Here is an 18,620-nt window from a genome sequence, read left to right as displayed (position 1 = left end):
GTGGTGTGGCGATGCGCGGGCTGGGGCTGGCTAGAGGCCGCGTTTGCGTCCGAATGACGTCCGGCCGTTGCGACGCAGCAGCGCGAGTGCGGTGGCGATGCGACCCCGATTCAGATCGGGCTGCAGACCGGCGCCAACCCGGTGCAACTGGTCGGTGTGCCAACCGAGGTCGAGCATTCCGTCGAGCCCCTTGAGGTCGGTGATCTTGCCCAGCACGCCGCGCATGCCGGCGCGCAACTGGTGTGCGGTGAGCGCTTCGGTGCGGCCCGCGAGAATCATGTCGGCGGCATCGGTGGTGGTCGCGGTGGGGCGGCCGATACCGACGACGTCGCATTCGCCGGACTCGACCGCGGTGTCCATCGCCGCGCGAGAACGGAATCCGCCGGTGACCGCCAGCGGGATGTCGCCGACGAGGCTGCGCACGGTGCGGGCGTATTCCAGGAAGTAGGCTTCGCGGGCCCTTGTGCTGGCCGCGGCCGTGCCCATCATGGCCGGTTCTTCGTAGCTTCCGCCGCTGACCTCGATCAGGTCGAGGCCCTCGCGTGCCAGTGCCGCCACGACGCCGCGGGACTCGTCTTCGGTGAATCCGCCGCGCTGGAAATCGGCCGAGTTGAGCTTGATGCCCACCGCGAATCCGGGTGAAACGCGCGCGCGGATGCGCCGGACGACCTCGATGACGAAGCGCATCCGTCGATCGGAGTCACCGCCCCAGGCATCGTCGCGCTGGTTCGTCAACGGCGAGAGAAACTGTGCCACAAGGTATCCGTGCGCACCGTGTATCTGCACGCCGTCGAATCCCGCTGTTTCACAGACGACCGCCGCGGCCGCGAAGCGCTCGATGATGTCCTCGATCTCGGCGGGTGTCAGCTCACGAGGCGTGGCCGCGCCGGGCATGTTCAGGGGGATCGGGCTGGGGGCGACGGGGGTATGTCCGAGGTTGAGGGGATTCGACTGTCGTCCCGGATGGTTGAGCTGCACCCAGATCGGGACGCCCGCGTTTTTGGTTGTCTTGGCCCAGCGGGTCAGCGCGTCGAGGTCGCGCTCGTCTTCGATGACGACATTGCCCGGCTCGCCGAGTTGCGTGCGATCGATCATGACGTTGCCGGTGATGAGCAGGCCGTATCCACCTCGGCTCCAGGTCGTGTACAGCTGTTCGAGGCGGCCGTCCGGGGAATTCTTTGTGTTGCCGAGCGCTTCGCTCAATGCCGCCTTCATGATCCGATTGGGGAGCACCTGGCCACAGGGCAGCGTCAGCGGGTCGTGCAGGGAGGTCATTGAGATATTCCTTTCGGGGGTCGGCCTCGAGCCGGATTGTCGGCACCGATAGAGGCGCGGCCTCGCTGATGGTCTCTCGCGGTTTTCTGGTCGAATGTGCGGTTGGAACGCTGATCCGCGCCTGGCCGCATTGAATTACGATCATAATATAATCGGATGAGGGCCGCCAGGGGCAAAATGGTTGTCCTGGCGTCGAAGGAGTGTGGTGGGATGCGCTACGGGAGTGAGCACAAGGAGGCGACGAGGCGTCGGATCATCGAGGCGGCCGGTCGTCGGTTCAAGCGCAGCGGCATCGATGGCTCGGGGGTCGCCACGTTGATGAAGGATGCGGGCCTCACCAACGGCGCCTTTTACGCGCACTTCGCGTCCAAAGAGGATCTGGTCGCGAACGCGGTCGCCGATCAGCTGCGTGAGCAGGGCGACAGCGTCGGTGCGCGGGTGCGAGACCGAGCCGGATTGGAGCAATTCGTCCGTTGGTATCTTTCGCCGGACCACCGCGACTGCCGCGAGGACGGCTGTCCCTCGGCCGCGTTGCTCGATGAGATCGGGCGTTGCTCGGATGCGACGCGGCGGGTCTACACCGACGGCGTGTTGGCGGTCATCGATGACATCGCGGTCTTGCTGTCGCCGGCGGATCCGGGATCGCCGCGCGTGCAGGTGCTCGGTGTTTTCGCCATGATGGCCGGGACGCTACAACTTTCCCGCGCCGTCGCCGATCTTCAACTCGCCGATGACTTGCTGGACCAGGGCATCCGGAATGCGCTGGCGCTGTTGGGCATCGCGCATAAAGAATGACCCGCCACAGGAGATCTCGCAGCGGGTCATCGCCGAAGTAGCCGTGATCACGCCCCGGCAGCGGCGTGGGCTGTGCGTAGCGAGACCTTGTCGATCTTGCCGACCGCATTCTTCGGGATAGCGTCCACCACGACGAACGCGGTCGGACGCTTGTAGGGCGTGAGCTGCTCGGCACACAGTGCTTTCAGTGCGGCGGGATCGATCGTCGAGTCCGGTCGTGGCTGCACATACGCGACGACGATCTCTCCCCATTTTTCGTCTGGCACGCCGATCACGGCGGCCTCGAGTACCGATGAGTCGCCGACCAGGACGTCCTCGATCTCCTTCGGGTAGATGTTCTCGCCACCGCGGATGATCATGTCCTTCGATCGCCCGACCAGTGTCAGATATCCGTCCGCATCGATATGACCGACGTCACCGGTGTGCAACCAACCGTCGACGATGACGCGTGCTGTTTCGTCCGGACGGCCCAGGTACCCACGCATGACATTGGGGCCTCGCACGACCAGCTCACCGTCCACCCCCGGCGCCACCTCGGCACCGTAGTCGTCGACGATGCGAATCTCCTGCCCGGGGAAGGGAATTCCCACTGTCCCGGCTCGTCGAGGGCCCGCGAGCGGATTGATGGTGGTGCCGCATGTGCCCTCGGACAGGCCGTAGCCCTCGATGAGGGGGAACCCGTACCGAGCCTCGAACCGGGTCAGCAACTCGGCCGAAGCCGGTGCCGCGCCGCAGATTCCGAAACGCAACGACGACATGTCCGGCCGGACACTGTCCGGGAGCGCGGCAAGAATGCTGTAGATCGTCGGCACGCCGCTGAAGAACGTGGGACGCTCGGATTCGACGAGGTCGAAGAAGGTTCGGGGATCGAACCGGCCCGCGATGACGACGTTCGCACCGGCGAGCAGCGGCGTGAGGATGCTGACCACGATCCCGTTGACGTGGAACAGCGGCAGGATCAGCAGGCACCGGTCGGTCGGTCCGACGCTCAGTGACTCGACGCCCATGGCCGCCATGGCGTCGATATTGGCGTGGTCGAGCATTACGCCCTTCGGAACGCCCGTCGTGCCGCTCGTGTAGATGAGCAGAGCAAGCGTGGACGAGTCCACCTGTGGCTGTTGAACCCACTCAACCGCCGTTCGATACAGCAGATCCAACGCGGACGACTGCTCCGGTGCGATATCCGTCGTCTCTGTGTGCAGATCGCCTACCGCGAGCGTGGTAATGCTGCACGCCGGGGTTATGTCGTCCTCGACCACCAGCAGGCGGGCGCCGGAATCGTCGAGCTGGCGAGCGACTTCGTTGTCGGTCAGGCTCGGATTGACCGGCGTGATGGTGGCACCCAGCCGCCAGGCTCCGAACAGCAGCAGCACGAATTCGACGCGGTTGCGCAACTGGAGGGCCACGACATCACCGGGGCCGATTCCCAGTTCTCGAAGGCGCTGAGCTGTCGCTCGGACATGGTCCAGCAGTTGGGCATTGGTGAGCGAGGTAGACCCGTCCGATACTGCGGGCCCGTCCGGGTCCAACTCGGCGCGGCGGTCGGGCAGAGAGGCAAAATTCATCGCGAGCGTACCTACCTTGATGTGACGCGATCCGGGACCGAAGTCGAAGTGGCGGGTGCCGGGGCGAGGTGGCGGGTCAGGAACTCGATCTGGTCCTTGACCAGCGCCTCGAAGGCATCGCCGAGGTAGAAGTCGAAGTGGCCGGCGTCGTAGGTCTTGATCTCTCCGCGTGGCGCGGTGCGCGCGTATCGGAGGGTCTGCGCGGGCGGCGTGACGGTGTCGGTGTTGCTGACGCAGAAGAGGATGGGGATGGTGATCTTCTTCGCCACTCGTCCGGGCCGGTAGGCGGCGATGGTCGGAATGACCCGTGCCGCTGCCTCGTTCACGAACGTCATCCCCGAGGGAATCAGCGCCTGGTACCCGGGAAGCGCATCCGGGGCATGCATCAGGGCCAGTGAACCGGGTTGTGCGGCAAGGGGAATCGTCACCGGCGCGCGACCGAGGACCTGGGCCTTCAGGTCCCGGGCGAGTACCGGAGCGAGCTTGAGTGATGCGACCGGGCCCAGCGCGAGCGCGGAAGCCAAACCGTCGGTGAACGGGCACTGGGCCACGGCCGCACGCAGTTCGGGATGGTGGGAAGCGACGGTGATCGCATGGCCACCGCCGAAGGAGCTGCCCCACACCGCAATGCGTGCGCCGTCGACGTCCCGACGGGCCCGCACGTAGTCGATGGCGGCATCCCAGTCTTCCAACTGCTTCTTGATCGACAGTAGCTGGCGAGGTTGGCCGCCACTGTCGCCGAAGTGCCGATAGGTGAAGGCCAAGCAGGCGATTCCGGCCTTGGCGAAACGTTCGGCGAAGGCGTCCAGGCGCATCTCGCGGGTCGCGCCGAGGCCGTGCCCGAGGACGACGACCGGCGGCGAGGCGATGCCGGTAGGGAGGTAGAGCCATGCGGAGCACGTGCTGGTGCCGGAGGAGAAATAGACGTCTTGACGCGTGAAGGGCTTTTTAGCGGCCATAGCTGGTGTCATCGTCCGTTCGTCGAGCGACGCCCGGGCACAGTGCCCAGTTCGAGCGCTTGCTTGTAGATGTCCGGGTTGTAGAGGGGGAGTTCACCGGTCGATTCGGTGCTCTGCATGTAGTCGAGCATCAGTTGCTGCCCTTCTTTCGACAGCGCGGTGCTGAGGAACTCGGTGCGTTCGACGTGCAGGCCGTCGGTCAGCGACATCGAGCCGCCGAAATACACCGCCCGCTTGATGGCCTCGACCGATCCCTTCGTCCGTGAGCCGAAGTGCGCTGCGAGTTCGACCGCCCTCGTGACGACTTCGTCCTGCGGCACAACGTCATCGACGGCCCCGTTGGCGAGTGCTTGCGCGGGCGTGAACGGCTTACCTTCGAGGATCGCGACCAGGGACTTGTGGGTGCCGATGAGGCGAGTCAGCCGCTGGCTGCCGCCACCACCCGGCATGATGCCGAGCAGCACTTCCGGTTGGCCGATGAAGTAGTCACCGTCGGCCATCACCCGAAGATCGTTTGCCCAGGCGAACTCCGCCCCGAGGCCGAGAGCCGAACCGTTGAGAGCGGCGATGAAGATGACGCCGCTGCGGTTCATCCGCAGGAATGTCGTGTGCAGGCGCTCGAGCTCTACCGCGGGCCCCATCGGGGTGCGGTTCACCAACGGGCCCAGGCGGGCCCGGTCCACATTCTTGGCGGTACGTGCGAGGACGGAGGCGCCGAGTCGGTTGACCGGGGGCACCGCGGCGCCACCTTCCTGCAGCCAGCGGACATCGGCATGGCTGACGAACCGCTCGGGATGCGCCCCGGTGAAGACGACCGCGTGCACGCTCGGGTCGCGGTCGACCCGGTCCACCAACGCCTCCAGCTGGTTGGCGATCTCGAGGCCGAACAACCCGTGCGGGCCGCCGTCGACGCGCACGATCAAAACGGAGCCGCGATCCTCGATATCGAGGTGCCCCTTGCTGTGATGTCTCATCGACTCTGCCTCCGTGATGAAAGTTGATAGGAATCGGCGAGCCGAGCGGATTGCCTGGCCACACTGCCAATAACGAAGTTACACGACTAATATAACGAAGTTACAGTACTGGTGGCAATAGCCATCCGACGGTCTCGGGGCCCGGGTGGTGTGGAGTCAGGTGGAAATATGAGGAACGTGTCAGAGGAGTCGACAACCGAAAGCGTGCCGGACCGACTCGTCAAAGCGACCATCGGTCTGCTGGCCGAGCAGGGGCCTTCGGCCATCAAAGCGCGGACGGTGGCGTCGGCGACCGGGCTCTCGACGATGGTGGTCTACAGCCACTTCGGCGGGATCCCGGAGCTCGTTCGTGCCGTCGTCGATCAAGGATTCAAGGAACTGGACAGGGCGTTTTCCCGGATGCCGGTGACTGCGGATCCGATCGCGGATCTCTTCACGATGGCGCTGACCTGTCGGCGGGTCGCCAGGGAGAATCCACACCTCTATGACCTGATGTTCGGATTGTCCACGCGTGCGACGTACCGGCCGATGGGGGATTCCGACATTCGGTTCAGCGGGCGGTCGCCCGCCTTCCGAGACGCCTACCTGCACATGGTCGAAGCATGCCAGCGGCTCGTGGCCTCCGGCCGGATCGAGCAGCAGGATCCCGAGGTGGTCGCCGCTCAATTGTGGAGTTACGTGCACGGCTATATCACCCTCGAGTTGGCCGAGCACTTCGCCGACTTCAGCGACGCGGTTGCGCAGGTGATGCTGCCGATGGGGGTCAACTTCTCGGTTGGGCTCGGTGACGAGCGGGAACGGGCCCAGGCTTCGCACGAGGCGGCCCTGCGCTTTTACGACTCGATCAATCCCCGGCCGGTCCATCCTCGGTGAGCAGGGCCACCGGCGTGGCCTCGATCGCGTAGTCCCATAGTCGGGCGGCAATGGCGTCGGCAGCGGCCCGCGGCGCCATCACGGGATCGGTGCTGATCTGCACCGTCACCGGCACTGTCAGGCCGAGCCGCGCACTTTCGGCGAGCACCGCCGCTTCGAATGCCGCGGTGTAGCGCCGGTATCGCCGTAGCGTCTCTGCGAGGGGACCGTTGGGCTCCTCGATTCCATTGCGGCGCAGGAGGTCCCAGATGTTCAGCGATACGACCACGGGCACCGTTCGACCCGGCGCCAGCCACTCGACGGTGGCAGATTCGCCGCCGGCGAGGCCATGGATCCAGACCGCCTCACTGCTCCTCGATCCTCCAGCGACGAGCCGGGCGACGCTGCCGACATTGGCGGCCACGGTTTCGAGAACGCTGGCGAGGAATTCACCGAAGTCGATCGGTTCGCCGCCGGGCGCATACTGGACCGCCTCGGTCAGGGCGTCAATAGCGGCGGTACGCAGCTCCGCCCAGCGATCGCTGATCGGGATCGCGGTTGCTGAAGGTGCCGCAGCGTGGCTCGGATCGGTCATTCCTGGTGGGACCGTCAGACCAGGGTGAGGACGGTTTTGCCCGGCCCGCTCTTGGTGGAGTGGGCGGCAGCGGCGTGATCGAGGGGAAAGGTCGCGGCGATCGCGGGGATGAGCTCGCCGGTGACGGCGAACTCGGCCAGGGCCGTCATGCCGAGCCGGTCGGCCTCGACGAACAGCCCAGCCACTCGGACGCCGCGCGCGGCCGCCTCCTCTTCCAGCGGCGTGACCGATGGCGGCAAGGTCGAAACCAGGACGCCACCAGGTTTGAGAACGTCCAAGGCCCTGGCGGGGTAGTCGCCGCCGATGACCTCCAGGACGGCGTCGACTTCCTTGACGGCCTGGGTGAAGTCGGTGGTGGTGTAGTCGATCACCTCGTCGGCACCCACCGCTGTGACGAAGTCGGCGTCCCGCGCCGAAGCCAATGCGATGACATGAGCGCCACGGATTTTCGCGATCTGTACCGCGAGGTGTCCGACACCTCCGGCCGCACCGTTGATCAAGACGCGGCTGTCCTGGTCGATGCGAGCCGTGTCCACGAGGGCCTGCCAGGCGGTGAGCCCGGCCAGGGGCAGGGCCGCGGCATGGATGTGATCGAGGTGCTTCGGCTTCGGGACGAGTACGCGGGCCGGGGCGACGGCGTACTCGGCGTAGGCGCCGTGGCCGTGTGGGAAGGGCAGCATGCCGAATACCTCGTCGCCAAGCTGGTAGAGGGTCGAGCCCGGGCCAACGGCCGCTACCTGGCCGGAGATATCCCAACCGAGTACGAACGGCGGTTCGCTGACGAACAGGCCGCTCTGCCGAGCCAGCGCGTCGACCGGGTTGACGGCGGCGGCGTGTACTCGGACGACGACCTCGCCGATGCCGGGCGCGGGGATCGGCAGGGTGACGCTCCGGAGAACCTCCGGTCCGCCGAGCTCGTTCTGGCTGATGGCCTGCATCGTTTCGCTCATGTCTGTCTCCTGATGGCCACGGGTGTTGTGGCGGACGGTTTTTTGTCGGCTCCCGGCGTGAGTTGGTCATGTCGCCCCAGTGCCTCGACCTCACGCTCGAGGGTGGGAACCAGTTGGGCCGCGAAGCGCCTCGCCCAACGCCAGGTCAGCGGCGAGTTCACGGCACCTTTCGCCCAGTTGGCCACGGAGACCGCGCGTGGGACGTACACGCGGGCACGTCGGCGTGCGAGTCCTTCGACGATCGCGGCAGCCGCCTCGTCGACGCTCGTGGTGACATTGCCCGGATAGGGCAGCTTTTCGCGCATGCCCTGGAATGAGGGCAGGTCCGCTTCCGCGCCTCGGACGAGATCAGTGTCGATCCACGAGGGATGGACCACACCGACCGTGATACCGAGGTGCGCCACCTCCTGGCGGTAGGCCAGGGTGAGCATTTCGACTCCGGCTTTGCTCGCACCGTAGGAGGCCAATCCGGCCAGGGGCATGAAGGACAGCGCGGACGCGATGACCAGCACGTGACCTCGGGTGCGCTCGAGATGCGGTGTCGTGTGCTTGAGGGTGCGGAAGACGCCGTTGAGGTTGATGTCCAGAACTCGATCGAACGACGCCTCATCCATCTGCCGCACGGTCCCGTAGGCCGCGACCCCGGCATTGGCGACAAGGAAGTCGACGCCACCCATGATCTCCGCGCAGTCATCGATCGCCGACCGCAGCGCGGTGCCATCGCGCACGTCGGCCTCCCGCCAACATGCGGTGGGACCCAGATCTGCGGCTAGTGCGCGCAATTTATCGGGCTCGAGTCCGATCAGGGCCACTCGCGCGCCTCGGGCGGCGGCCAGACGTGCCACCTTTTCCCCGATACCGCGTGCTGCTCCGGTAATTACCAGTCTTCGACCCGCCAAGCTTCGTTGCATCGGCCGAGGATAACTTCGTTATAGATGGAAGGCAATAGTGCCCGTCGATTACTGCGCCATGGTTCGACGCCGGTGCCACCGTCGTTGGCTGTCCGCCTACTTCGAGTCGGCGCTCGGTGCGTGCGATGCGGCGGTCTCGGAAGCGTTCGCCGACTCGGCGGTGTCGCCCAAGCCGACCAGCAGGTTCACTGTCATCGGTTGCAGTATCTGGCGGACGGGGTCGGGGACGTCGGTGAAGGAACCGCCCAGTTCAAGCGTGATGAATCCGTGTACGCAGCTCCAGAGTTGGGTGGCGATGGCGTCGGGGTCCTCGTCGCTGCGAACGCGGCCGCTGCGTACTAGTCGAGCGCATGTCTCGACCAGATGTGCGTAGTCCGCCTGGAATTCCTTGGAGCGTCTGATGGCGCCGGAGTTCGAGGTTTCCCGTGGCCGATAGCTGCCACGGGTCGAGAGGCCGAACATCGCGTCGTAGAGGTGGGGATTGTCTTGGGCGAACCCACGGTAGGCCAGCGCCATCGCAAACAGATCGGTGACCGGATCCTCGCTCGGTGGTACGGCGACTAGGGTTCGGCCGAGGTTGCGGAATCCTTGCTCGATGACGGCTCGGAGTAGCTCGGGCACGCCACCGAGGTGGTAGTACACCGCCATCGTCGATACCTGCGCGGCCTCGGCCCACCGACGTGCCTTGATCTGCGACGGTCCCTTCTCGGCGAGCAGTCTCGTGGCCGCCTCGACCAGCCGTTCGACGATCTGATCAGGCGTCAATCGAGCGGCGGCTTCCTTGCTTGGTTTCGGCATCGGAGCCGCGTACCTCCAGGTTCGGACTGCTGTGGGTTGTGAAACGAGGCTACCGGGCGTCGATGCGGCTCGACTCTGCGACGACCGTGTCGGCGGACACAGCGCTTGCCCAATGTGACCTGGTGCACTATCTTCCATAACGAAGTTCATAACGAAGTTCCAAACTTTGTTCTCGCATCCGCGTCCGGGTGCGGTTTCCCCACATCGGAGTAGGTAAGGAGGAAACAGCGCTATGTCGCAGACACGCCCCGGGGCGCAACGCATCCAGATCGAGGAACTCGACGGCGGGGTGCTCGTCGCGCGTTTCATCGGCGATCAGCTGGGCCTGTTCGGCCGCGCGGATGCTCCCGAACTGTTCGATCTCGTCGAGCGCGCCGATCGCGATCCCGACGTTCGCGTGGTGGTGTTCACCGGGTCGCATCCGGGGCGATTCATCAGCCATGCCGATCTGGCTTGGCTGCAGGAAGACGGGTCGGTCATACCCCCGGTCAGCCGCGGTGTCACAAATGTGGTGGCGCGGATCGCCCATCAGTTCGGCCGGAACAAGCTCACCCGATGGGTAGCGCGCAAGACTCCGCTGACCGGGGCGGTCCAGCTCGACCTCATGCATGAGACCCTGCTCCGGATGAGCACGAGCTCCACGATCTTCGTCGCGGCACTCAACGGTTCGGTGCTCGGTGTGGGCGCGGAGATCTCGTGGGCCTGTGACCTGCGATTGATGGCCGAAGGCGACTATTTCATCGGGCATCCGGAGGTGCTGTTGGGCTTCGCGCCCGGCGCCGGCGGCACCCAGCGCCTACCTCGGCTCATCGGATCACACCGCGCGCTGGTCGCGATCTTGGAAGGCAAGCCCTTCCCGGCTGAGGAAGCACTAGCGATCGGTGCGATCGATGAGATCGTCCCCGCCGATCGGCTCATGGGCCGCGCGATCGAACGTGGCATGCACCTCGCGGCACGGCCGACCGAGGCGATCGCCGCCATCAAGCGGTCGGTGAATGTGGGTGGATCGCTATCGATGGCCGAGGGCCTACACCTCGAGCGCACCGAATTCCTGGCATCGCTGCCGCAGCGGCAGGCACAGGAGATCATGCTGCGCTACCTGCGTGAGACCGCCGACAGCGGTGAGCTGCCGCTGTATCGGCCCGGCGGCTATGACGCGGCGCTACGGCACGGCAGTGCCGCGCTCGGCACCACATCCAGGAAGTGAAAGAAATGGCTCGCAAAGCACCTCACGCATTCGGCCGCCGCACCGTGGATTTTCCCTCCGGCGACTCCTTCTGCTCGGCTTGGTTGTACCTGCCCGATATCGCCGTCGATAAGCCAGTGCCCGTGGTTGTGATGGGGCACGGTTTGGGTGCCACTCGGGAGATGGGGCTGGCGCCCTACGCCGAGCGATTCGCCGCGGCTGGGCTGGCGGTGTTGGTATTCACCTACCGCCATCTCGGTGACAGCGGCGGCGCACCACGCCAGGTGTTGTCGATGAGCAAGCAGCTCGCCGACTGGGACGCCGCGCTCGAGTACGCGGTCAGCTTGCCGGAAGTCGATCACGCTCGGGTCGCGGTATGGGGGAGTTCCCTCGGTGGCGGACACGCCATTTCGGTTGCCGCTCGGCATCCGGAACTTCGTGCCGCGGTCGCCCAGTGCCCATTCACCGACGGACTCGCTTCGGCGGCCGGTCTGGGTTTGGGCGAGACGCTGGCGCTGTTGCGCGTTGTGGCCCGCGACCTGCTGGCGGCGGCGCGGGATGAGGAGCCGATCTCCGTTCCGGTCGCCGCGGCACCGGGCGAGATGGCCCTCATGAACGCACCCGATGCGCTACCCGGAATGCACGCGCTGCTGCCTCCGGGCTTCCAGTGGATCAACCGTGCCGCGGCCCGCAGTGTCACGAGCCTGATCCGGTATCGGCCCGGTCGATCGGCCAAGCGCATCGTCGCGCCGATCCTGATCTGCATCAGCGCAACCGATTCGGTCGCCCCGCCCAAGCAGACCGAGCGCTACGCCCGCCAGGCACCGCGCGGCGATGTTCGGCTGTACGACGCAGGACATTTCGATTTCTACCTCGGGGAGGTATTCGAGCAGTTGGTGACCGATCAAACCGCATTCTTGGTCCGCCACCTGCAACCCGTGCCGGTCATCGGGACGGTGCGGTAACCGATGTCGAACGCGGCCATGCGCCTGCTGCTGTGGTTTCTCGGGCAGTGCATCGCCCGGGGATCCCGGTTCATGCCCTCTGTGCGGTCGCAGATAACCCGCTCGCTGACCTTCGAGATGTCCGCTGGTGACCGGGTCGCCCGGCACTGGATCTTCGACACGCAATTGCGCCGGGCGACATCACATTCCGGCCATGCCGCCGCGGCGGACTGCGCGGTGCACATCGGCTCGAGTCGGCAAGCACTGCGCATTCTCAGTTCCCCGAGGGCGGTCGACAAGCTGGTCGAAGCAAATCACCAGGGCACAGTCGAGATCAACGGCAGTGCGTTCGTACTGCTGTGGTTCTTCGGCCTTACTCGGAAGTTCATCAAGATCGGGCGCACGAGTGGACCCCGCCACCGGATCCCCGATGCCTACGTTGCCCACGACCCCGCTGCGAGCGGGGACGAGACCATCCTCATCGAGCCTGCGGTCGTGCGCCTGGATCCCGAGTGGAAGGCCGCCTGGAAAGCCAGGTCCACGTTGTGGATGGTTCGTGCCACCACCGACGAACCTATGCCGGAGCCATGAGATGACACAGCTGGCAGTAACGCCGATGACCCCGACACCCGCAACCCATGTGATGACGACGACAACCGCTGCGGCGGGACTCAACGACCGATCGGTGGGCTGGCTGAGGTTCATGTGGGACAAGTCCACGACCGACGACGACTGGTCTGATCAGGGCGAGCCGCATCCGTGGTGGGATCGCTACAGTGAGCCGCCGATGTGCGCGTTCCCGCGCTTCGACCTTGCCGAGATGGGCTACGTGCTGCCCATGATGGTGGAAGCGACTCCGGCGTGGCGGGAGGGCTATACCCGCATCCTCGATGAACTGGCGCGCCGCTACGTCACCTTCTGGGGCGGTATCGATTGGAACACCCTCATCGGGCCCGACCCCAATGTCGACAAATATCCCCCTGAATGGTTGATGGTTGTACCCGAGCACCTGCGTGGCCGGTATGCCCTGCCCGGCTGGACCGGCAACGGCGTCGAACCATGGGGACTGCAGCCGGACCCGGTGGGCTGTGACGGGAACCTCTTCTATCGTGGCTGGCTCAATCTGCTGCTGGGCATGCGCCACTACGTGTCGGGACAGCCGACCCAAACCACTCCATTCGAGGTTTCCGGGTACCAGAACCGCAAATTCACCTGGACACACCGGCGGATGGCAAAGTTCATCTCCGATCAGATGGCGGCGCGGCCTCAGGGACCGCACTGCGAGAACACCAAGATCTGGCCGTTCTGTGTGACCGCGGCCGGTCTGGGCCTCAAGATGTACGACGCGGTACTGCACACCTCGCTCAACGAGCCGTTTCTGGATTGGATCGCGTTCGCCAAGAAGCACTACATGGGACGTGACCGGCAAGGCCGCATCGATTGGGTGGCGCTCTTCTACGATCCGATCGAAAACGCGACGATGACCTTCCCTGGGCCGGTAAACGGCTACAGCGCGCTCACCCTTGTGCACTACATCTATCCGCAGGATCCCGAACTCGGGATCGAGCTGTATGAATCGGCGATGCGCCAGTTGGGCTGGAACAACCCCAAGGTGCCGGTCGTCCAGTTGGCCGATGACCCGCAGATGTTGTCCATCGGTCTGTGGATGGCCCGCGAAATCGGTGACACCACAACCTGGGAACGCTTGCGTGCGGTGTCCGAAAGTCAGTTCGAGCCAAGGTATTTCGGCGAAGATGACAGCCGCTTCGCGTTCTGGTGCGGGCTGGGTGAGCAATGGCCTCGCGGCCAGATCAACGCCACCATGATGATGATCGAATGCGCGGAACCCGGCGCCTGGTCCCGGGTTTTCAACTCCCCGAACACCACCATGTACGACGAACCGACGGTGCGCGGTCTCGACTACCCGCTGATCGGTATTCGGCGCACCCACAACGACATTCGGCGCCGCGTGCTCGAAATCGATACTTTCGCGGCGACACCGTCACGACGGGGAACCCCGACTTCTTTCACCGTCGACAACCTGCCGCACGACGCGACGATCTCGCTGGAAGTCGACGACCGCCCCAACGACACCTGGCGCCGATCACAACCCGGTGCGGTGGCGATCGACCTCGACATCGACACCCACCGGATCCGCCTGACCTACGCGTGATCACCGTTTCCTGACACCCCTGAAAGGCCCCACGCATGAGTACATTCGCCGTATCGGCCCGCCGATTGTCCGAGCTTCTCGGCCTTACCGAAACACCCGTCGCGGTGAGCTTCGATGCCACCACGAATGCGCCCGGTCCGGTCCCGGCGCAACCGGCCGGATGCTGCTTCTGGACGCCGGCGCAGCAGCTACGCCTCGACACCGTCGCGGCCGATCACGCGCATTGCAGCGTCGGCAGCTACACCCACGGGCTGATCCCGCTCGAACAGGCCGCCGCGGGCGCGGACACCGCCGCGCTGGTGGGCAGCGGCTGGGTCGGTGAGGCCGACCTGATGGCCGCCGCGGCATTGCCGTTCCGCCCGTCCTCGATCACCTATCAACCGCTGGCCGAGGCGGAAAGCCCGGACGTGATCCTGGTAAAGCTCTCGCCGACCGCGTTGATGACTCTGCTCGGCGCCGTCCCCGATCTCACCTTGGCGCGCAAGCCGCAATGCGTGATCGTCCCCCTGGCCCACGCCGGGCAGGTCGCGGTGAGCCCTGGCTGCGCGGTCAGCCGGACGCGGACCAACCTCCCTGAGGACGAGTTGACCTGTGCGCTTCCGGTCGGTGAGCTCGCATCGATCATCGAGCGGCTGGAAGCGTCCACGGCCGCGGACCGCGCCGTGAGCGAGTTCGCGGCCGCCGATATGGCCAGCAATTTCTCCCTGACGTGAACGTCGGATTTCCCGGTCAGTGATTTTCGAATAATCGGAAGGTTCGACGATGGTGGACACCGGCAGCGAGATCTCCTCGCGCGGGCGATGGGACGGGATGCTGTCCGCGGCAGCGGTCGCCCCGCGCGCGGTGGGGGAGTTCTTCGCCACCGTTCTGGATACCGGGCGGATGCTGCCGCGGCGGCCCTTCCAATTCCGGGAATTCGTGCACCAGGCATGGTTCATCGCCAGTGTCTCGATCTTGCCGACTTTGCTGATCGCGATCCCGTTCTGTGTGATGGTGATCTTCCAGATCAACGTGCTGCTCAACGAGATCGGCGCCATCGATCTGTCCGGCGCCGGTGCCGGTATCGCAGTAATTCGCGAAATCGGTCCGGTCGCAACGGTTTTGGTCGTCGCCGGGGCGGGTGCCACGGCGATCTGCGCGGATCTCGGCGCCCGCACCATCCGCGAGGAGATCGACGCGATGCGGGTGCTCGGGATCGATCCGATTCAACGGCTGGTCGTGCCGCGGGTACTCGCCTCCACGACGGTCGCGTTATTCCTCAACGGGCTCGTGACGGCGGTCGGTTTGACCGGTGGCTACCTCTACGCCGTCTATCTGCAAGGCGCGACTCCGGGGCAGTTCATCACTGCGATTCCGCTGCTGACCGGGATACCGGATCTGCTGGTCAGTGAGCTCAAGGCCGGGGTGTTCGGGCTGTTGGCCGCACTGGTCGCCTGCCATCTGGGGCTGCACGCCAAGGGCGGGCCGAAGGGGGTCGGCGACGCCGTCAATCAGACCGTCGTCTTCAGCTTCGTCCTGCTCTTCCTGGCCAACTCCATCATCACCACGCTGTGGCTGCAATGAACGGGATCGATATGACCACCAGCAGGGAGCCGGGCGCGATCGAGCTACTCCGCCAGAAGCCATGGGGACGTCGGCTCACCGCGACCGCGAACCGTCCCGTCGACGCGGTCGGCGGCCTCGGCCACCAACTGTCTTTTCATTTGCACGGAATCGGCTGGATTCCGCGCACGCTTCGCCGCTACCGCGGTGAAGTGGTCCGCCTCATCGCCGAGGTGAGCCTCGGTACCGGCGCGCTGGCAGTCATCGGCGGAACCGTCGTCATCGTCGGATTCCTCACCGCCGCAGCCGGTTACGAGGTCGGCCAGCAAGGCAGCAACTCGCTGGGCCGGGTCGGCGTCGAGGCGATGTCGGGGTTCATTTCCGCGTTCTTCAATACCCGCGAGGCGATTCCGGTGGTCGCGGGGGTCGCGTTGACCGCGACCGTCGGTGCCGGATTCACCGCGCAACTCGGCGCGATGCGCGTGAGTGAGGAGATCGACGCACTCGAGGTGATGTCGATTCCCGCGGTTCCCTATCTGGTCACGACCCGCATCCTGGCCGGACTGATCGCAATCATGCCGCTGTACGGCATCGCGCTGTTCATGGGCTACGCATCGACCCAGTTCGTCAGCATTGTGCTGTCCGGGCAGTCGCCGGGCACCTACGAGCACTACTTCAACGTCTTTCTCGTACCGAGCGACGTGCTGTGGTCACTGGTGAAAGTCATTGTGTTCTCGGTGATCATCATGTCGGTGCACTGCTACCACGGCTACCACGCCGCCGGTGGTCCCGCCGGGGTGGGGGTGGCGGTCGGCCGGGCGGTGCGCACCTCGTTGATCGCGATCATGATCGTCGACCTGATCATCGGCGTGGCGGTCTACGGCGGTGTCCACTCGACGGTGCGGGTGTCCGGATGAACATCGAAGTCTCCCGCCGCCGCGCCCTACTGCTCGGAATCAGTGCTCTGGTCGCCTTCATCCTCGCCTGGACGGGTGCCATCGCTTCCTGCAGTGGCGAATTCGTCGCGAGCACACGCGTCTATCTGGTCGCGGATCGGGCCGGGCTGCTGATGGGGCCCGGATCCGATGTCAAGGTGCACGGAGTCGTCATCGGGCGGGTGAGCGCCGTCGATTTCGACAACGACCGCGCGAAGCTGACGTTAGATCTGAATCCTGGCCAGGCGCACCGGATTCCGGCCAACGTCGGTGCCGAGATCGCGCCGACCACCCTGTTCGGCCGCAAGTTCGTCACGCTGGTCTGGCCGGATCAACCGGCGACGACGACGCTGACCGCGGGGTCGGTCATCGACGGCTCGAAGGTGCCCGTCGAGGTGAACGACGTGTTCGACGCGTTGCTGACTGTTCTGAAAACGGTTGAGCCGCAGAAGCTGAACGCGACGCTCACCGCCCTCGGGACGGCGCTGGGCGGGCACGGCACGCGATTCGGCGACCTGATGGTGTCCACGGATCGCTATCTCGGGCAGTTCAACGAGGCCATGCCGACACTGCGGCGCGACGTCCCGCTGCTCGCCGACAATCTCGACACCTTGGCCGCCGCGACACCGGATTTCATGACCACACTGCAGAACCTGTCGACCACCGGCAACACCATTGTCGAGAAGCAAGCGAGCCTGAGTGCCTTCCTGCTGTCGTTCACCGAATTCGGCAATACCGGCAAGGCATTCACGGATGCTTCGGCCACACCGCTGATCGGCGCTGTCGAAGGATTGGAACCGAGCGTTCGGGTGCTCGCCGAACAGTCGCCGTCGTTCCCGTGTCTGTTCTCGGCTCTCAACCAGGACCGCAAAATCCTCGAACGTGCGCTCGGCGGCGGACGGCCGGGCCTGAACATCCTGAGCACCCTGCTGATGGGCGACGCGCCCTACCGCTACGACAAGGATCTGCCCGTGAACGGTGCCGATAATGCACCCTCCTGCCATGGATACCCGTACGCGCCGGACGGCCCCGCCCCCGGTCACACCGACTTCAACACCGGTACAACGGTTTACGGCCCGATTCGTGGTCCGGAGGATCTGCTGGGCAACCCGTTCGCGGCACTGATCTATGGACTGACCCGATGATCGCCCGCCACGCAGGCATCAAGTTGGTGGTCTTCCTAGTGATCACCTCGATCATTTCGGCCATGCTGGTCGTGCTCGTCGGCGAGTTGCGATTCGTGCCGACCCGCACCTACCGCGCGCTGTTCACCTCGGTCTCGGGGATGAAGTCCGGGAATGACGTGAAGATCGCCGGTGTCCCGGTGGGCAAGGTGAGGTCGGTGGACTTTGCCCGCGATCACCTCGTCGAGGTCGTTTTCACCGTCGACCGTGACATCGAGGTGCGGACCAGCTCCACCGCCGCGGTCCGGTACAAGAATCTGGTCGGCGACCGGTATCTCGAGGTGGTCGTCAAACCCGACCGCTCCGGGTTGCGCTCGGAGGACGATCCGATTCCGGTCGCCCAGACCGCACCCGCACTCGATATCGACAGCTTGGTCAATGGATTCAAGCCGCTGCTACAGGGCCTGGATCCCGACCAGACGAACAAGCTGTCGGCCTCGCTGATCGCGGTGCTCAACGGCCAGGAACAGAACATCGCCACCCTGGTGGAGCAGATCGGCGAACTCGGCAACACGCTGGCCGACCGCGACCAGGTCATCGGCGACACGATCGACAGCCTCGCCGCCGCCCTCGGGGTAATCCAGCAGCGCGGCACGCAATTCGACCAGTTGGTGGTCGACCTGCAACAGGTCGTCAGCGGTCTCGACGCGGACCGCGCCACATTGACCTCGGGCTTGGAACGTATCGACGCCGGGACCGCCGAGGCCGCGCGGCTCCTGCAGGACAACCGGCCCGCCATCGCCACCGATATCGCCGAGCTGCAACGTTTGGCAGGCAACCTCAACGCCGATTCCGACACCCTGTCACTGCTTTTGGCGAAGCTGCCCACCACGTACAACGTGGTGGGGCGCGCCAGTAGTTACGGCAGCTTCGTCAACTTCTTCGTCTGCGGTCTCGCCATCCGGTATCCGGCGATCGGCGGCACCGGCTATCAGGACACACCGATGTTCACCGCTCCGGCCGAAAGGTGCAGGTGAAACCG

At 65.3% G+C, this 18,620-nt stretch carries 19 protein-coding genes; 11 read left to right on the top strand and 8 right to left on the bottom strand.

Annotation, left to right across the window (positions count from 1 at the left end; all coding sequences use genetic code 11):
• Positions 1–30: 30 nt before the first annotated feature.
• On the bottom strand, positions 31–1,275 hold the full coding sequence (locus tag ON44_RS41540) for an NADH:flavin oxidoreductase/NADH oxidase family protein (protein WP_040700411.1): 1,245 nt from the start codon (positions 1,273–1,275) through the stop codon (positions 31–33).
• Between the two features lie 210 nt (positions 1,276–1,485).
• Between ON44_RS41540 and ON44_RS41535 the strand changes: the two genes are divergently transcribed.
• Positions 1,486–2,070 (top strand): TetR/AcrR family transcriptional regulator, encoded by a 585-nt coding sequence (locus ON44_RS41535; RefSeq protein ID WP_040700409.1) that lies wholly within the window; start codon positions 1,486–1,488, stop codon positions 2,068–2,070.
• Positions 2,071–2,117: 47 nt separating this feature from the next.
• Here the strand turns inward: ON44_RS41535 and ON44_RS41530 are convergent, their stop codons facing one another.
• The 3 genes from ON44_RS41530 to ON44_RS41520 are packed head-to-tail and all read right to left on the bottom strand — an operon-like array spanning position 2,118 to position 5,568.
• Positions 2,118–3,635 (bottom strand): class I adenylate-forming enzyme family protein, encoded by a 1,518-nt coding sequence (locus ON44_RS41530; RefSeq protein ID WP_040700408.1) that lies wholly within the window; start codon positions 3,633–3,635, stop codon positions 2,118–2,120.
• An 11-nt stretch (positions 3,636–3,646) separates the two neighbouring features.
• Positions 3,647–4,594: an alpha/beta hydrolase gene (locus tag ON44_RS41525; RefSeq protein ID WP_040700406.1), complete on the bottom strand. Its 948-nt coding sequence runs from the start codon at positions 4,592–4,594 to the stop codon at positions 3,647–3,649.
• 8 nt (positions 4,595–4,602) lie between these two features.
• The gene (locus tag ON44_RS41520; protein ID WP_040700405.1) at positions 4,603–5,568 is read right to left on the bottom strand and encodes an enoyl-CoA hydratase/isomerase family protein; all 966 of its coding nucleotides are present in this window, start codon (positions 5,566–5,568) and stop codon (positions 4,603–4,605) included.
• A 168-nt stretch (positions 5,569–5,736) separates the two neighbouring features.
• Between ON44_RS41520 and ON44_RS41515 the strand changes: the two genes are divergently transcribed.
• Entirely contained in the window at positions 5,737–6,441 is a 705-nt protein-coding gene (locus ON44_RS41515; RefSeq protein WP_040700403.1) for a TetR/AcrR family transcriptional regulator, read from the top strand.
• On the opposite strand, the gene ON44_RS41510 is transcribed toward ON44_RS41515, so the two are convergent.
• The 4 genes from ON44_RS41510 to ON44_RS41495 all read right to left on the bottom strand — a co-directional run bounded on the left by ON44_RS41510 (position 6,413) and on the right by ON44_RS41495 (position 9,674).
• Entirely contained in the window at positions 6,413–7,015 is a 603-nt protein-coding gene (locus ON44_RS41510) for a hypothetical protein (RefSeq protein WP_040700400.1), read from the bottom strand. The two genes, ON44_RS41515 and ON44_RS41510, sit on opposite strands and share 29 nt — an antisense overlap.
• Positions 7,016–7,029: 14 nt before the next feature.
• Positions 7,030–7,965 carry an NADP-dependent oxidoreductase gene (locus ON44_RS41505; protein ID WP_040700399.1) on the bottom strand — a complete coding sequence of 312 codons (936 nt, stop codon included), beginning with the start codon at positions 7,963–7,965 and terminating at the stop codon, positions 7,030–7,032.
• Positions 7,962–8,876 carry an SDR family oxidoreductase gene (locus ON44_RS41500; RefSeq protein ID WP_040700398.1) on the bottom strand — a complete coding sequence of 305 codons (915 nt, stop codon included), beginning with the start codon at positions 8,874–8,876 and terminating at the stop codon, positions 7,962–7,964. Before ON44_RS41500 ends, ON44_RS41505 begins: the two co-directional genes overlap by 4 nt.
• A 96-nt stretch (positions 8,877–8,972) precedes the next feature.
• Positions 8,973–9,674 (bottom strand): TetR/AcrR family transcriptional regulator, encoded by a 702-nt coding sequence (locus ON44_RS41495; RefSeq protein WP_051183199.1) that lies wholly within the window; start codon positions 9,672–9,674, stop codon positions 8,973–8,975.
• 232 nt (positions 9,675–9,906) lie between these two features.
• Here ON44_RS41495 and ON44_RS41490 point away from each other — a divergent pair, with 232 nt between their 5' ends.
• The 9 genes from ON44_RS41490 (at position 9,907) to ON44_RS41450 (ending at position 18,615) form a co-directional block, all read left to right on the top strand.
• Complete coding sequence (locus ON44_RS41490) at positions 9,907–10,881, top strand: enoyl-CoA hydratase/isomerase family protein (RefSeq protein ID WP_040700396.1); 975 nt, start codon at positions 9,907–9,909, stop codon at positions 10,879–10,881.
• Between the two features lie 5 nt (positions 10,882–10,886).
• Complete coding sequence (locus ON44_RS41485) at positions 10,887–11,825, top strand: alpha/beta hydrolase (protein ID WP_040700395.1); 939 nt, start codon at positions 10,887–10,889, stop codon at positions 11,823–11,825.
• 72 nt (positions 11,826–11,897) lie between these two features.
• Entirely contained in the window at positions 11,898–12,395 is a 498-nt protein-coding gene (locus ON44_RS41480) for a hypothetical protein (RefSeq protein ID WP_169338162.1), read from the top strand.
• Position 12,396: 1 nt separating this feature from the next.
• Entirely contained in the window at positions 12,397–13,977 is a 1,581-nt protein-coding gene (locus ON44_RS41475) for a linalool dehydratase/isomerase domain-containing protein (protein WP_245567537.1), read from the top strand.
• A gap of 35 nt (positions 13,978–14,012) precedes the next feature.
• Positions 14,013–14,690, top strand: a complete 678-nt coding sequence (locus tag ON44_RS41470) for a DUF169 domain-containing protein (RefSeq protein ID WP_040700391.1) — start codon at positions 14,013–14,015, stop codon at positions 14,688–14,690.
• 97 nt (positions 14,691–14,787) lie between these two features.
• Positions 14,788–15,540: an MlaE family ABC transporter permease gene (locus ON44_RS41465; protein ID WP_040700457.1), complete on the top strand. Its 753-nt coding sequence runs from the start codon at positions 14,788–14,790 to the stop codon at positions 15,538–15,540.
• Positions 15,541–15,551: 11 nt separating this feature from the next.
• Entirely contained in the window at positions 15,552–16,436 is an 885-nt protein-coding gene (locus ON44_RS41460; protein WP_040700389.1) for an MlaE family ABC transporter permease, read from the top strand.
• On the top strand, positions 16,433–17,599 hold the full coding sequence (locus tag ON44_RS41455) for an MCE family protein (protein ID WP_040700387.1): 1,167 nt from the start codon (positions 16,433–16,435) through the stop codon (positions 17,597–17,599). The genes ON44_RS41460 and ON44_RS41455 overlap by 4 nt, the downstream gene beginning before the upstream one ends.
• Positions 17,596–18,615, top strand: a complete 1,020-nt coding sequence (locus ON44_RS41450; RefSeq protein ID WP_040700385.1) for an MCE family protein — start codon at positions 17,596–17,598, stop codon at positions 18,613–18,615. The genes ON44_RS41455 and ON44_RS41450 overlap by 4 nt, the downstream gene beginning before the upstream one ends.
• Positions 18,616–18,620 lie beyond the last annotated feature (5 nt).

Origin of the sequence: Nocardia vinacea NBRC 16497 (genome assembly GCF_000308835.1) — a bacterium.
GTDB lineage: Bacteria > Actinomycetota > Actinomycetes > Mycobacteriales > Mycobacteriaceae > Nocardia > Nocardia vinacea.
Note: the sequence above shows the minus strand (reverse complement) of the source record. Positions and strands in the feature narration are given on the sequence as shown.